This is a genomic window from Pseudomonas sp. D8002 (genome assembly GCF_013385695.1).
Taxonomy (GTDB): Bacteria; Pseudomonadota; Gammaproteobacteria; order Pseudomonadales; family Pseudomonadaceae; genus Aquipseudomonas.
On sequence record NZ_JACAPM010000024.1, the window covers coordinates 292,930 to 307,623 of the forward strand.

The following is a 14,694-nucleotide window of genomic DNA, read 5'->3' on the forward strand; positions in this document are numbered from 1 at the left end:
GATTAAGCCTGCGTTACAGCAAAAAATTCAGCCCTACGCAAAACAGCAGCCCGGCGAACAGCCGCTTGAGCAAGCGCGGCGACAACCGGTGCGCCAGGCGCGCGCCGAAACGGGCCGCCACCATGCTGGTCAGGGCGATGCCCAGCAGCGCCGGCAAGTACACAAAGCCGAGACTATGATCGGGCAGCAGCGGATCATGCCAGCCCAGAATCATGAAACTTAACGCACTGGCCAGGGCGATCGGCAAGCCGCAGGCCGACGAAGTGGCCACTGCCTGCTGCATCGGCACGCTGCGCCAGGTCAGGAACGGCACGGTCAACGAACCGCCGCCGGTGCCGAAAATCGCCGACGACCAGCCGATCACGCCACCCGCCAGGGTCAGGCCAAGCTTGCCCGGCACCTGGCGGCTGGCCTTGGGCTTGAGCTCCAGGGTCATCTGCACGGCGATCACCAGGGCGAACACACCGATGATTTTCTGTAGATGCGGCCCGGAGATCGCCTCGGCGGTCAGCGCGCCAACGCCCGCGCCCAGCAGGATACCCACGGCCATCCATACGAAGATCGGCCAGCGCACGGCGCCGCGCCGATGATGCTCACGCACCGCATTCACCGACGTGAAGATAATAGACGCCAGGGACGTGCCGACAGCGAGGTGGGTCAGCACCGCGGGATCGAAGCCCTGCAAGGTGAAGCTGAACACCAGCACCGGCACAATAATGATGCCGCCGCCCACGCCGAACAGCCCGGCGAGCATGCCCGCGCAGGATCCCAGCAGCAAATACAGCAGAAATTCCATGGGAGCCCCCGAAAACAGACCGGCATGTTAACGGATGCAAAGCACAGGGTTCTATGGGTAGAGTGGGCAAAACACAAAGGGATCGCCTTATGTGCCTGATTGTTTTCGCCTGGCGGCCGGGCCACGCCCAGCCGCTGATCGTCGCGGCCAACCGTGATGAATTTTATGCCCGGCCCAGTTTGCCGTTGGCCCAGTGGCTGGATGCGCCCCATGTTTACGCGGGCAGGGACCAGGAAGCGGGCGGGACCTGGCTGGGAGTTGGCGCAGACGGGCGCTTTGCGGCGCTGACCAATATCCGTGACCCGCACCAGCCGCCGGCGCGCAAGTCGCGGGGTGAGTTGGTGGCGCGCTTTCTCAGCGGTTCGCTGTCGATTGACGACTATTTGGCCGACGTTAATGGCAGATCGATTGAATATGCCGGGTTTAACCTGCTGGTCGGGACACGGGACGAGCTTTGGCATTACAACGCCAAGGAATCTGCGCCGACACCATTGGTGGCGGGGGTTTATGGGTTATCCAATGCAGGGCTGGATACGCCGTGGCCGAAGTTGTTGAAGGCCAAGGCGGCGCTGACAGAAGTGCTGGACGATCCGCAGCCTGAAGCCTTGCTGGGGATTTTGAGCGACCCGCAGACCGCGCCGTTTGCTGACTTGCCGGACACCGGCGTGGGCTTGGCGACGGAGAGTTTGCTGTCGAGTGTGTTTATTGCCAGTCCCAGTTACGGGACGCGGGCGAGTACGGCGTTGATTGTGAATGCCGACGGGACGCGGCATATCGTGGAGCGCAGTTTTGGGCCCTATGGCGGACAGTTGGGTGAAGTTGAACTCAAAATCTGAACCTCACGCAAACCAAATGTGGGAGCGGGCTTGCTCGCGAAGGCGGCGTGTCAGCCAATACATAAGCTGACTGATGCACCGCTTTCGCGAGCAAGCCCGCTCCCACATTTCGATTGGGGACAGGCTCTGAAATCCGGTTAGAGGCTCTTTGCAGACGCCGGGTTGATCATCCGCGCCAACCCAAGGTTCTTCAGCGCCAATTGCAGCGAGCTGTGGATAACTTGCGGGTTGTCGATAGTCATCAACTCCGCCAGCAGCTCCTTCGCCCGGCTCAGGTTGATCTGGCGCAGCATCCATTTCACCTTCGGCAAGTTGGTGGCGTTCATCGACAGGCTGTCAAAGCCCATCGCCATCAACAGTACGGCCGCCGCCGGGTCACCGGCCATCTCGCCGCAGATACTCACCTGCTTGCCTTCGGCATGGGCGTCGCGCACCACGTTCTGCAAGGCTTGCAGCACCGCCGGGTGCAGGTAGTCGTAGAGGTCGGCCACCCGCGGGTTGTTGCGGTCCACGGCCAGCAGGTACTGGGTCAGGTCGTTGGAACCCACCGACAGGAAATCCACCTGCCGCGCCAGCTCCTTGGCCTGGTACACCGCCGCCGGAATCTCGATCATCACGCCAATCGGCGGCATCGGCACGTCGGCGCCTTCGTCGCGCACTTCGCCCCAGGCCCGGTGGATCAGGTGCAGGGCTTCTTCCAGCTCGTGGGTGCCGGAGATCATCGGGAGCAGGATGCGCAGGTTGTTCAGGCCTTCGCTGGCCTTGAGCATCGCGCGGGTCTGGACGAGGAAGATTTCAGGATGGTCGAGGGTAACGCGAATACCGCGCCAGCCGAGGAAGGGGTTGTCTTCCTTGATGGGGAAATACGACAGTGACTTGTCGCCGCCAATGTCCAGGCTGCGCATGGTCACCGGTAACGGATGGAAGGCGGACAATTGCTCGCGATAAATCGCCAGCTGCTCCTTCTCACTCGGAAAACGCTGGTTGATCATGAACGGCACTTCGGTGCGGTACAGGCCCACCCCTTCGGCGCCGCGCTGTTGTGCACGTGCCACGTCCGCCAGCAGGCCGGTGTTGACCAGCAGCGGTACGCGGTGGCCGTCTAGGGTCACGCAGGGCAGTTCCCGCAGGGCGTCGAGGCCCTGGGACAGCTGGCGTTCTTCTTCCACCACTTCGGCGTATTGCTTGCGCAGCACTTCGCTGGGGTTGGTGTAGACCTCGCCGTGGTAGCCGTCGACGATCATTTCGATGCCGTCGACCTTGGAATACGGCAGGTCCACCAGGCCCATCACCGTCGGAATGCCCATGGCCCGCGCCAGGATCGCGACGTGGGAGTTGCCCGAACCCAGTACCGAGACCAGGCCCACCAGTTTGCCTTCCGGCACTTCGCCGAGCATGGTGGCGGTCAGTTCTTCACTGATCAGGATGGTGTTGTCGGGGTACACCAACGTGGTCGAGCGCTCTTCCTGCAGGTAGGCCAGCAGACGGCGACCGAGGTCCTTCACGTCCGAGGCGCGCTCGCGCAGGTAGGCGTCGTCCATCAATTCGAAACGGTTGACGTGATCGGTGACCACCTGGCGCAGCGCGCCCTGGGCCCACTGGCCGGTCTTGATCACGTCCTTGACTTCGCTGCCCAGGGACGCGTCGTCGAGCATCATCAGGTACACGTCGAACAACGCCCGCTCTTCAGGCCGCAGCTGGGTGGCCAGCTTGGTCGAGAGGGTGCGCATGTCATTGCGCACGCCTTCGAGGGCGGTCTTGAACAGGATGATTTCGGCGTCGATGTCGGTGACGGTCTTGTCCGGCACCACGTCCAGGTCGGCGGGCGGCAGCATGACCACGGCGGTACCGACAGCAGCACCCGGCGAACCCGGCACGCCGACGAACTTGGCTTCCTGGATGCCCTTGCCCTGGCGTCCCAGGCCGCGAATCGAACCGGTGGCCTCGGCGTGGGCGATAACCCCGGCGAGCTGCGCGCTCATGGTCACAAGGAAGGCTTCTTCACCTTCGTCGAACTGGCGGCGTTCTTTCTGCTGGATGACCAACACGCCGACAACGCGGCGGTGGTGAATGATCGGCGCACCGAGGAACGAGGCGTAGCGCTCTTCACCGGTTTCGGCAAAGTAGCGATAACGCGGGTGATCGGCCGCGTTTTCGAGGTTCAGGGGTTCTTCACGCGTCCCCACCAGGCCCACCAGACCTTCATTGGGCGCCATGCTGACCTTGCCGATGGAGCGCTTGTTCAAGCCCTCGGTGGCCATCAGGACAAAACGGTTGGTCTCGGGGTCCAGCAGGTAAACCGAGCAGACCTGGCTGCCCATGGCTTCCTTGACGCGCAACACAATAATCCCCAACGCCGCCTTGAGATCCTTGGCGGAGTTAACTTCCTGGACGATCTTGCGCAGCGTATTGAGCATGGCTCGGGGTCGAACTCCGTCGTCAGTCGCGCGCTAAAAGGCGCGGGGCAAGCTCTTTAAGAGCGCGACGATAAACCTCGCGCTTGAATGTCACCACCTGGCCCAACGGATACCAATAACTGACCCAGCGCCAGCCATCGAACTCCGGTTTACCGGTCAAATCCATCCGCACCCGCTGCTCGTTGGAGATCAGGCGCAGGAGAAACCATTTCTGTTTCTGGCCGATGCACAGCGGTTGGCTGTGGGTACGCACCAGACGTTGCGGCAAACGATAGCGCAACCAGCCTCGGGTGCAGGCCAGAATTTGCACATCTTCACGTTCAAGGCCTACTTCTTCGTTCAACTCACGGTACAAGGCGTCTTCAGGGGTTTCGTCGGGGTTGATTCCGCCTTGAGGAAACTGCCAGGCATCTTGGTTGATACGGCGAGCCCATAGCACCTGTCCGGCATCATTCGTAAGAATAATCCCGACATTAGGACGGAAACCATCGGGGTCGATCACGGCAACAACCTCGCAAACGCATGTCACCGCATTGTTCCACAAAGATTGATACAGCGGCAACGAGGCTGCTTACCTTATGTGCACTCTTGTGAAAAGACCGTATTCTGGACGCCTTTTTACAGACTTTTCAGCGAGTAACTGCAATGCGCCTGGCTTTATTCGACTTGGACAACACGCTTTTGGGGGGTGACAGCGATCACGCCTGGGGCGATTACCTCTGTGAACGCGGGATTCTCGACGCCGTGGCCTACAAGGCCCGCAACGACGAGTTCTACCAGGACTACCTGGCCGGCAAGCTGGATAACGCCGAGTACCTGAATTTCTGCCTGGAAATCCTCGGCCGCACCGAGATGGCCCAGCTGGATGAATGGCATCGCGACTACATGCGCGACTGCATCGAGCCGATCGTGCTGCCCAAGGCAGTTGAGTTGCTGGCCAAGCACCGGGCGGCGGGCGACAAGCTGGTGATCATCACCGCGACCAACCGTTTTGTGACGGCGCCGATTGCCGAGCGGCTGGGGGTTGAAACCTTGATTGCGACGGAATGCGAGATGGAAGACGGGCGCTACACAGGGCGCAGCACAGATATTCCGTGCTTCCGTGAGGGCAAGGTGACGCGCTTGAATCGTTGGCTGGAAGAGACCGGGTACAACCTGGAGGACAGCTACTTCTATAGCGACTCGATGAATGACCTGCCGCTGCTGGAGCAGGTGACCCACCCGGTGGCAGTGGATCCGGATCCGAATCTGCGGGCTGAAGCCGAGAAGCGTGGCTGGCCGGTGATCACCCTGCGCGGCTGATAAAGCTTTCGCGAGCAAGCCCGCTCCCGCATTTGCTCGAGTTCCACCTTTGGAATGCAGTCAAATGTGGGAGCGGGCTTGCTCGCGAATGGAGGCAACTCGGTCTCAAGCCTTAAACCGGCTTGGCCCCCATCAACCCGGCAATCGCCACAAACCCCACCAGGCTCACCACCGCCAGCGCCACGGTGAAGTTCAAACTCCCCGCCCCGCCCAGCCGCAGCCGATTAAGCCGCACCACCAGCCAGAACCAGCTCAGCGCCGCCACGGTGTAGATCACGCTGGAACCCAGGATCCAGGTTTGCCCCAGCGGCCAGCCGATCAGGTGCGCCAGCCACCAGCCGGTGAACGGCATGCTCACCACGCAAATGCCCATCAACAACCACACAAACACCCACGGCCGCTGCACGGTATAGGCCGGCCCCGCGCTGCGTTTGCGCCAGGCCAGCACTGCCAGGGCGAGGCCGCTGAGCAGCAGCAACACCGTGGCCGCGATGTGGATAACTTTAAGGGTGGTCAGCGTTTCCATGTTCTCGATTCCTTGAAGGCCGCCCAGTCAGCGTAGTCGCTCAACCGAGGAACAGCTGGTAGGCCGGGTTATCACTTTCATCCCAGTACGGGTAGCCAATGGCCTCCAGCGCCGCCGGCACCAGGTGACGCTCGTCCGCCGGTACTTGCAGGCCCGCCACCACGCGCCCATCGGCGGCGCCGTGGTTGCGATAGTGGAACATCGAGATGTTCCAGCGCCCGCCCAATTTGTTAAGGAAGTTGAACAGTGCCCCCGGACGTTCCGGGAATTCGAAGCGGAACACCACCTCGTCGCTGACGTGCGCCGCATGGCCGCCGACCATATGGCGGATGTGCAGCTTGGCCAGTTCGTTTTCCGTCAGGTCCAGCACCGGGAAACCCTGGCTGGTGAGGCTGGCGATCAGCGCGCTGCGCGGGTCGTTTTCCGGGTGGGTCTGCACGCCGACAAAGATGTGCGCCTCGCGGCCTGAGTGGTAGCGGTAGTTGAATTCGGTGATCTGGCGCTTGCCCACGGCTTCGCAAAAGGCCTTGAAGCTGCCCGGTTTCTCGGGGATGGTCACGGCGATGATGGCTTCGCGGCCTTCCCCCAGCTCGGCGCGCTCGGCCACATGGCGCAGGCGGTCGAAGTTGACGTTGGCCCCGGAATCGATGGCCACCAGGGTTTGCCCGGTGATGCCACGGGTCTCGACGTATTTCTTGATACCCGCCACGCCCAGGGCGCCGGCGGGTTCAGTGATCGAGCGGGTGTCGTCGTAGATGTCCTTGATCGCCGCGCAGATTTCATCGGTGCTGACGGTGATCACTTCATCCACGTAGTCCTTGCAGATGTCGAAGGTGTGCTGGCCGATCTGCGCCACCGCCACGCCGTCTGCGAAGATGCCCACGGTAGGCAGTACCACGCGCTCGCCCGCCGCCATGGCGGCTTGCAGGCAGTTGGAGTCGTCTGGCTCGACGCCGATGATCTTGATCTCGGGCCGCAGGTATTTCACGTAGGCCGCGATACCGGCAATCAGGCCGCCGCCGCCCACCGGGACGAAAATCGCGTCCAACGGCCCCGGGTGCTGGCGCAGGATCTCCATCGCCACGGTGCCCTGCCCGGCAATGGTGTGCGGATCATCGTAGGGGTGAATGTAGACGTAGCCTTTTTCGTCGACCAGCTTCAGCGAATACGCCAGGGCTTCCGGGAAAGAATCCCCATGCAGCACCACTTTGCCGCCACGGGAACGCACGCCTTCGACCTTGATCTCGGGGGTGGTCTTGGGCATCACGATGGTGGCCTTGACCCCCAGCACCTTGGCCGCCAGGGCCAGGCCCTGGGCATGGTTGCCCGCCGAAGCGGTGACTACGCCGCGCGCACGTTCTTCGGCGCTCAGTTGGGTCAGCTTGTTATAGGCACCGCGAATCTTGAACGAGAACACCGGCTGCAAGTCTTCGCGCTTGAGCCAGACCTTGTTGCCCAGCCGCTCGGAGAGCTGGCGGGCGGTCTGCAGCGGGGTTTCTACGGCAACGTCGTAAACGCGCGAGGTGAGGATCTTTTTGACGTACTGTTCAAGCATCGGAAAGCATCACTGGGCGGGTTGGGCAGGGCCAAGGAGTCTAACCCAGCGTTTGGCCGGGCGACCACACGAAAACCGAGGTTTTGTTGGGTTATACTCGCGCCCCTCTTTACTCCCCGCCCGTTCCGGAGCCCGCATGACCCAGGATCAACTCAAACAGGCAGTGGCCCAGGCCGCCGTCGATTTAATCCTTCCTAAACTCGACGATAAAAGCATCGTCGGTGTCGGCACCGGTTCCACCGCCAATTGCTTTATCGATGCGCTGGCCCTGCACAAGGGCGCGTTCGACGGCGCGGTTGCCAGCTCCGAAGCCACCGCTGCGCGGCTCAAGGGCCACGGTATCCCGGTGTATGAGCTGAACACCGTCAGCGACCTGGAGTTCTACGTCGACGGCGCCGATGAAAGCGACGCGCACCTGAACCTGATCAAGGGCGGCGGCGCAGCCCTGACCCGCGAGAAGATCGTCGCGGCCGTGGCCAAGACCTTCATCTGCATCGCCGACGCCAGCAAACTGGTGCCGGTACTCGGCGCGTTCCCGCTGCCGGTGGAAGTGATCCCGATGGCCCGCAGCCACGTGGCCCGCGAACTGGTGAAACTGGGCGGCGACCCGGTGTACCGCGAAGGTGTGCTGACCGACAACGGCAACATCATCATCGACGTGTTCAACATGCAGATCACCAACCCGGTGGAACTGGAGCGCCAGATCAACGCGATCGTCGGCGTCGTCACCAACGGCTTGTTTGCGGCCCGTCCGGCTGACGTACTGCTGCTGGGCACCCCGGAAGGCGTAAAAACGCTTAAGGCGTAATGCAAAACCCGTGTGGGAGCGGGCTTGCTCGCGAATGCGCAGTGTCAGTCACTGAATATGGCGCCTGATACACCGCATTCGCGAGCAAGCCCGCTCCCACATTTGTTCTGCACATGACTCAAGACTTGGTTTTTTTGAATACATAGAAAAGATTGGGCTCACTGACCATGTACAACGTGCCGTCGTTGTCCATGGCGACCCCCTCGGCCTGAGGCACGCGCTGCTTCAGGCCATGGCGCCCCTTGAGCAGCGACAGGCTGCTCAGGGGGCGACCGTCGATATCCAGTTCCAGCACCAAAAATGACTCATCCGACAGCGCCAGCAGATGACCGCTACGCTCGTCGTATTGCAGGCTCGACAGGTCGCGCACAAACAACCCGGCATCGCGCTTGGGGTTGTTGATCACGTGCACCGAGTAGGTTTTTTCCGGTTTGAAATGCGGAAAGCCGTGGACCTCGTAGATCAGCATCGGGTCGCGTTCCTTGGCCACAAACAGGCGCTTGCCCACCGAGTCATAGGCCAGGCCTTCGAAGCCCTTGTTGCCGCCCAGGTGCACGCCGAGGGTCATTTGCTCGGCGTCGGCGGCATCGAGGAATTGGGTGTCGTCATCCACGTGGACCTTGATCAGCCGCTGCTGGCGTTCGTCGCTGATCACGTAGGTGTTGTCGCTGATGTACTCCACGGCCTCGGCATCGCCAAACCCCACCAGCGCAATGCGCCGCAGGATTTTGCCGTCCAGGGACAGTTCGACCAGCTCAGCGTTCTTGTTGGTCACGGTAAACAGGCTGTTGCGCACCGGATCAAAGGTCAGTGCCGAGACATCATCGTTGAGGCCGTCGATCACCTGCGCCTCCAGGGCCACCCGGTAATCCCCAAGGCCAATGGAGTGCTCCCCGGCGGGATTGCGCCAGGATTGCCAGTTGAACCAGGCACGCTCGAACAGGCGCAATTGCTGGGCAACCACACCGCACGCCACGAGGGCGATCAGGATCAGGATAAAAAAAGCAGGTTTGGGGCGGGCAAGTCGACGCATCGGGCGGGGCTCAGAGTAAAAACTGGCGAATGAATATCACGGTCGCCTGAATTTAAACTTAAACGCCCCGGGTGTCTGGCGGATGCCGCAGATAGAGAGAAATCTGACGTAATCGAACTACTGCGCCTGCTTCTCGAAGCGATAGAACAGATTCGGCTCGCTGACCATGTACAGCGTGCCGTTCTCATCCATCGTCACGCCTTCGGCACGCGGGATGGTCTTTTTCAAGCCATTGAAGCCACCCAGCAAGGTCATGAAGCTGACCTGCTCGCCCTTCTCGTCCAGTTCCAGCAACAGATGGGAGTCCGCCGACAGCGCCAGCAGGTGGCCGGTACGTGGGTCGACGGTCAGCGCCGACAGGTTACGCATGTCCAGTTCAGTGCTGGCGAGCTTTTGCTTGGCGCCGGAGAGGGTCTGGCTGCCGTCGCTTTTCCAGGTGAACAGGGCCGGTGGGCGTTCTTCGCCGAGGATCAGCTGTTGGTTGCGCTTGTCCCAGGTCACCGCCTCAAAGGCTTTGTTCTGGTCCTTGGACGGGCCCAGGTCATAGGACGGGAAGTCGGCTTTGTTCAACTGCTGGGTCTGCGGGTCGACCTTGACGATGGTCAGGCTGTGCTGGCGCTCATCGACCACGGCCATCAGGCCGTTTTCCATCATGGTCACGCCTTCCGGGTTGTTCCAGCCGTTGAGCGGCATCTTGCGCAGCACGTCGCCTTGCAGGGTCAGTTCAACCAGGAACGGGTTCTTGCCCATCACCGAGAACAGGGTCTTGGTCAGCGGGTTGTAGGTGAGGTCCGAGGCTTCGTCCTTCTCCATGCCAGGCAGCAGCTTGGCGTCGATCACCGCGTGGTAGTCCGGGAGCCAGACGCTTTCCAGGCGCTCGGCCGGGGTTTCGAAGCCCTCCGCCACCCACAGCACGCCACGGTCATCCCAATGCATCGCCCAGGCCACGCCGTAAATGATCGCGCCGGCCAGGAACAGCCAGGAATACCAGCGCATGGCAAGGCGTGAACGCAACGTGGGTTTTACAGAGGGGAGAGGCACGGCCATTACGCTTTCCAGAAAGTCAGCTTTAGGGGATAGCACAGGATCACAAGGTCCGCGCGCAGGAGGCTGAGGATTATCCGGATGGGGTGTGAAAAAAATGCAAAAACCCGATTGGGTGGCAGTACACAGATCAAATGTGGGAGCGGGCTTGCTCGCGAATGCGGAGTATCAGTCACTGAATCTGTCACTGATACACCGCTTTCGCGAGCAAGCCCGCTCCCACATTTTTGACCGCGTTTCGCCAGGTATTCAGCGAACGCTGCTTTCGAAGCGGCTCACACCCGGCAATTCCAGCACCAGTTCATCGCCCACATTCAGCGGGCCCACGCCTGCCGGCGTACCGGTGAGGATCACATCCCCGGCCTGCAACGAGAAGCAGCCGGCCATGTACTGGATCATCGGGATGATCGGGTTGAGCATGATCGCGCTGTTGCCGTCCTGGCGCACTTCGCCGTTGATGGTCAGGCGAATGCCAATATCCGTCACATCCGGGAAAGTGCTGCCGACCACGAACGGGGCAATCACCGCCGCACCGTCAAACGACTTGGCGATTTCCCACGGCAAGCCCTTGGCTTTCAGCTCGGCCTGTTTGTCCCGCAGGGTCAGGTCCAGGGCCGGGGCGAAGCCGGAGATGGCGTCCAGCACTTCCTCGCGGCTCGGTTTGGCCGACAACGGCTTGCCGATCAACACCGCGATTTCCGCTTCGTAATGCACCGAACCGCGCTCGGTAGGGATGGCAAAACCGCCTTCCAGTGCCACTACGCAACTGCCGGGCTTGATAAACAGCAGCGGCTCGGTCGGTACCGGGTTATCCAGTTCCTTGGCGTGTTCGGCGTAGTTACGCCCGATGCACACCACCTTCCCCAGGGGAAAGTGAATATTGGTGCCGTCGACATACTTGTGCTGGTAGCTCATGGACCGACTCCTTCAGGGACTGTTAAACAGCGAAAATCTTGCCCGGGTTCATGATCCCGTTCGGGTCGAACACCGCTTTCACTGCCTTCATGTATTCAATTTCAACCGGCGAACGGCTGTAGGTCAGGTAATCGCGCTTGGTCATGCCCACGCCGTGTTCGGCGGAGATCGAGCCGTTGTACTTCTGCACGGTCTCGAACACCCACTTGTTGACGGTGGCGCACTTGGCGAAGAACTCGTCCTTGCTCAGGTTTTCCGGCTTGAGGATATTCAGGTGCAGGTTGCCGTCCCCGATGTGGCCGAACCAGACGATTTCGAAGTCCGGGTAGTGTTCGCCGACGATCGCGTCGATTTCCTGCAGGAAGGCCGGTACTTTCGACACAGTCACCGAAATGTCGTTCTTGTACGGCGTCCAGTGAGAGATGGTCTCGGAGATGTACTCGCGCAGCTTCCACAGGTTGTGCAGTTGGGTTTCGCTCTGGCTCATCACGCCGTCCAGCACCCAGCCCTGCTCGACGCAGTGTTCGAACGTGGCCAGGGCATCGTTGGCCACTTCTTCGGTGGTCGCTTCAAATTCCAGCAGCGCGTAGAACGGGCAGTCGGATTCGAACGGCGCCGGCACGTCGCCGCGACCGAGGACTTTGGCCAGGGCCTTGTCGGAAAAGAATTCGAAGGCGGTCAGGTCCAGCTTGCTCTGGAAGGCGTGCAACACCGGCATGATCGAGTCGAAATCGGTGGTGCCGAGCACCATCGCGGTGAGGTTTTTCGGCGCCCGGTCCAGGCGCATGGTCGCTTCGACCACAAAGCCCAGGGTGCCTTCAGCGCCGATGAACAGCTGGCGCATGTCGTAGCCGGTGGCGTTCTTGATCAGGTCTTTGTTCAACTCCAGCAGGTCGCCCTTGCCGGTGACGACTTTCATACCGGCGACCCAGTTACGGGTCATGCCGTAGCGAATGACCTTGATCCCGCCGGCATTGGTGCCGATATTGCCGCCAATCTGGCTGGAACCCGACGAGGCGAAATCCACCGGGTAGTACAGGCCTTTTTCTTCGGCGACGTTCTGCAATTGCTTGGTGACCACGCCCGGCTGGCACACGGCGGTGCGGTCGGTGAGGTTCACGTCGAGGATCTGGTTCATATAGTCGAACGACACAACCACTTCGCCATTCGCAGCGACGGCAGCGGCCGACAGGCCGGTACGGCCACCGGACGGCACCAGCGCGACCTTGTGCTCATTGGCCCAACGGACGATGGCCTGCACCTGCTCGGTGGTCTTCGGGAAGACGATGGCCACCGGGGCCGGCGCGAAATGCTTGGTCCAGTCCTTGCCATAAGCCTCAAGGGAGTCAGCATCGGTCAGGACCTTGCCAGGCTCAACCAGGGTCTTCAGCTCATCAATCAGGGCAGGATGGGTCATCGACAGAACTCTCGAACAATTCATGGTCATCCTGAGAACGCTTCACGTCGCAGGAATGGGTGTTTAGCGGGGCACGTATGCTAGCATACCGCCCCCGCAGGATAGTGCCCAAGGGCGTTCTGCGGTGACGGCTTTCCTGCCGTCCGGGTCAGCTTGCGCTGCTCGATTCCCTGCCATTTTTCTCCGGGATACAGGTTTACGCAGATGAGCAAGACTTCTCTCGATAAGAGCAAGATCAAGTTCCTTCTTCTGGAAGGCGTCCACCCATCGGCCGTCGAAGTCCTGAAGGCCGCCGGGTACACCAGCATTGAGTACATCACCAGTTCTCTGCCGGAAGCCCAGCTCAAGGAAAAGATCGCCGACGCGCACTTTATCGGCATTCGCTCCCGCACTCAGCTGACCGAAGAGATCTTCGATCACGCCAAGAAGTTGGTAGCTGTCGGCTGTTTCTGCATCGGCACCAACCAGGTCGACCTCAACGCAGCGCGCGAGCGCGGCATCGCGGTGTTCAACGCACCGTACTCCAACACCCGCTCCGTTGCTGAGCTGGTATTGGCAGAGGCGATCCTGTTGCTGCGCGGTATTCCCGAGAAGAACGCTTCCTGCCACCGTGGCGGCTGGATCAAGAGCGCAGCCAACTCCTTCGAAATCCGCGGCAAGAAGCTGGGTATCGTCGGTTACGGCTCGATCGGCACGCAGTTGTCGGTACTGGCCGAAGGCCTGGGCATGCAGGTGTTCTTCTACGACACCCTGACCAAGCTGCCATTGGGCAACGCCACCCAGGTGTCGAGCCTGACCGAGCTGCTGGGCATGTCCGACATCGTGACCCTGCACGTACCGGAAACCGCTGAAACCCAGTGGATGATCGGCGAGAAGGAAATCCGCGCCATCAAGAAGGGCGGGATCCTGATCAACGCTGCACGCGGCACCGTGGTCGAGCTGGACGCCCTGGCCGACGCGATCAAGGACAAGCACCTGATCGGCGCCGCCATCGACGTGTTCCCGGTAGAGCCGCGCTCTAACGACGACATCTTCGAAAGCCCGCTGCGTGGCCTGGACAACGTGATCCTGACCCCGCACATCGGCGGCTCCACCGCTGAAGCCCAAGCCAACATCGGCCTGGAAGTGTCGGAGAAACTGGTCAAGTACAGCGACAACGGTACGTCGGTGTCCTCGGTCAACTTCCCGGAAGTGGCTCTGCCGGCTCACCCTGGCAAGCACCGTCTGCTGCACATCCACCAGAACATCCCTGGCGTGATGATGGAGATCAACAAGGTCTTCGCGGAAAACGGCATCAACATTTCCGGTCAGTTCCTGCAGACCAACGAGAAAGTCGGCTACGTGGTTATCGACGTAGACGCCGAGTATTCGGACCTGGCGCAAGAGAAGCTGCAGCACATCAACGGCACTATCCGTAGCCGCGTGTTGTTCTAATCGCTAAACGCGCATAAAAAAGGGAGACCCTTGGGTCTCCCTTTTTTTGTCTGAACAAATCTTACTTGACGTTAACCGTGATGACTTTCGAGGCTACAGTCGGGTTGAACTGCATGTGCAGTTTGTCGCCGGCTACCAGTTGCAGCGTGTGTTTGCCTGGGGTGAGGGTCAGCTCGGTTTCGGTCTGTGCCTTGCCGTAGTGGATCACGGTATCGGTGGCCGGGATCGGCACGCTGGCATCCGGCAATTCTTTCTGGTCGATCAGCAGGTGGTGGTGGCCGGTGCCCGGGTCCTGGCTGGTGGCCGGGGCCAGTTTCAGTCCTTCCATGCCGAATTTCACGGTGAAGGTTTTATCGACGGTGGCGCCATCTTTGGGCGACACGATGAACACTTTGGCACCTTCTGGTGGAGCACTGCGCGGGATGCCATCAGCAGCGGTCGCCAGCATCGAAGCGCCCAGCAATAGGCTGGCCAGGGTTGCACGGGTCAAAAAGGCTTTCATTCACTTCTCCAGTTTTTCCGGGAAATCTGTAGGGTTATGACAACTTCGCGACAAATTGCTGTCCAAGGCATTCAACACCATAGCAAAGCGAGCCTGAACAACGCTTCGC

At 60.9% G+C, this 14,694-nt stretch carries 14 protein-coding genes; 4 read left to right on the top strand and 10 right to left on the bottom strand.

The window, feature by feature from the left end; genetic code table 11:
• Positions 1-13 precede the first annotated feature (13 nt).
• Entirely contained in the window at positions 14-796 is a 783-nt protein-coding gene (locus HX807_RS14215) for a sulfite exporter TauE/SafE family protein (protein ID WP_003213825.1), read from the bottom strand.
• 89 nt (positions 797-885) lie between these two features.
• Here HX807_RS14215 and HX807_RS14220 point away from each other — a divergent pair, with 89 nt between their 5' ends.
• Entirely contained in the window at positions 886-1,632 is a 747-nt protein-coding gene (locus HX807_RS14220; RefSeq protein WP_003213826.1) for an NRDE family protein, read from the top strand.
• A 137-nt stretch (positions 1,633-1,769) separates the two neighbouring features.
• On the opposite strand, the gene ptsP is transcribed toward HX807_RS14220, so the two are convergent.
• Together ptsP and HX807_RS14230 are read right to left on the bottom strand one after the other, a co-directional pair.
• Positions 1,770-4,049: a phosphoenolpyruvate--protein phosphotransferase gene (gene ptsP / locus HX807_RS14225; protein ID WP_003213828.1), complete on the bottom strand. Its 2,280-nt coding sequence runs from the start codon at positions 4,047-4,049 to the stop codon at positions 1,770-1,772.
• A 22-nt stretch (positions 4,050-4,071) separates the two neighbouring features.
• Positions 4,072-4,551, bottom strand: coding sequence for an RNA pyrophosphohydrolase (locus HX807_RS14230; RefSeq protein ID WP_003176750.1), 480 nt, complete (start codon positions 4,549-4,551; stop codon positions 4,072-4,074).
• Between the two features lie 143 nt (positions 4,552-4,694).
• On the opposite strand from HX807_RS14230, the gene HX807_RS14235 reads away from it, so the two are divergent.
• Entirely contained in the window at positions 4,695-5,351 is a 657-nt protein-coding gene (locus tag HX807_RS14235; RefSeq protein ID WP_177050282.1) for an HAD family phosphatase, read from the top strand.
• 112 nt (positions 5,352-5,463) lie between these two features.
• On the opposite strand, the gene HX807_RS14240 is transcribed toward HX807_RS14235, so the two are convergent.
• Positions 5,464-5,877 carry a DUF2269 family protein gene (locus tag HX807_RS14240; protein WP_102370118.1) on the bottom strand — a complete coding sequence of 138 codons (414 nt, stop codon included), beginning with the start codon at positions 5,875-5,877 and terminating at the stop codon, positions 5,464-5,466.
• 40 nt (positions 5,878-5,917) lie between these two features.
• The gene (gene ilvA / locus HX807_RS14245; protein WP_003213834.1) at positions 5,918-7,432 is read right to left on the bottom strand and encodes a threonine ammonia-lyase, biosynthetic; all 1,515 of its coding nucleotides are present in this window, start codon (positions 7,430-7,432) and stop codon (positions 5,918-5,920) included.
• Between the two features lie 136 nt (positions 7,433-7,568).
• Between ilvA and rpiA the strand changes: the two genes are divergently transcribed.
• On the top strand, positions 7,569-8,240 hold the full coding sequence (rpiA, locus tag HX807_RS14250) for a ribose-5-phosphate isomerase RpiA (protein WP_008438935.1): 672 nt from the start codon (positions 7,569-7,571) through the stop codon (positions 8,238-8,240).
• A gap of 118 nt (positions 8,241-8,358) precedes the next feature.
• On the opposite strand, the gene HX807_RS14255 is transcribed toward rpiA, so the two are convergent.
• The 4 genes from HX807_RS14255 to HX807_RS14270 all read right to left on the bottom strand — a co-directional run bounded on the left by HX807_RS14255 (position 8,359) and on the right by HX807_RS14270 (position 12,649).
• The gene (locus HX807_RS14255; RefSeq protein ID WP_177050284.1) at positions 8,359-9,273 is read right to left on the bottom strand and encodes an SdiA-regulated domain-containing protein; all 915 of its coding nucleotides are present in this window, start codon (positions 9,271-9,273) and stop codon (positions 8,359-8,361) included.
• Between the two features lie 117 nt (positions 9,274-9,390).
• Positions 9,391-10,320 (bottom strand): SdiA-regulated domain-containing protein, encoded by a 930-nt coding sequence (locus HX807_RS14260; protein ID WP_177050287.1) that lies wholly within the window; start codon positions 10,318-10,320, stop codon positions 9,391-9,393.
• A 246-nt stretch (positions 10,321-10,566) separates the two neighbouring features.
• Positions 10,567-11,232, bottom strand: a complete 666-nt coding sequence (locus HX807_RS14265) for a fumarylacetoacetate hydrolase family protein (protein WP_003213842.1) — start codon at positions 11,230-11,232, stop codon at positions 10,567-10,569.
• A gap of 22 nt (positions 11,233-11,254) precedes the next feature.
• A complete protein-coding gene (locus tag HX807_RS14270) occupies positions 11,255-12,649 on the bottom strand; it encodes an FAD-binding oxidoreductase (protein WP_102604101.1) in 1,395 nt (464 codons plus the stop codon).
• A gap of 204 nt (positions 12,650-12,853) precedes the next feature.
• Between HX807_RS14270 and serA the strand changes: the two genes are divergently transcribed.
• On the top strand, positions 12,854-14,083 hold the full coding sequence (gene serA, locus HX807_RS14275) for a phosphoglycerate dehydrogenase (protein ID WP_003213846.1): 1,230 nt from the start codon (positions 12,854-12,856) through the stop codon (positions 14,081-14,083).
• Between the two features lie 61 nt (positions 14,084-14,144).
• Here serA and HX807_RS14280 read toward each other — a convergent pair whose 3' ends face one another.
• Positions 14,145-14,585, bottom strand: a complete 441-nt coding sequence (locus HX807_RS14280; protein ID WP_003213848.1) for a DUF4399 domain-containing protein — start codon at positions 14,583-14,585, stop codon at positions 14,145-14,147.
• Positions 14,586-14,694: the final 109 nt, after the last annotated feature.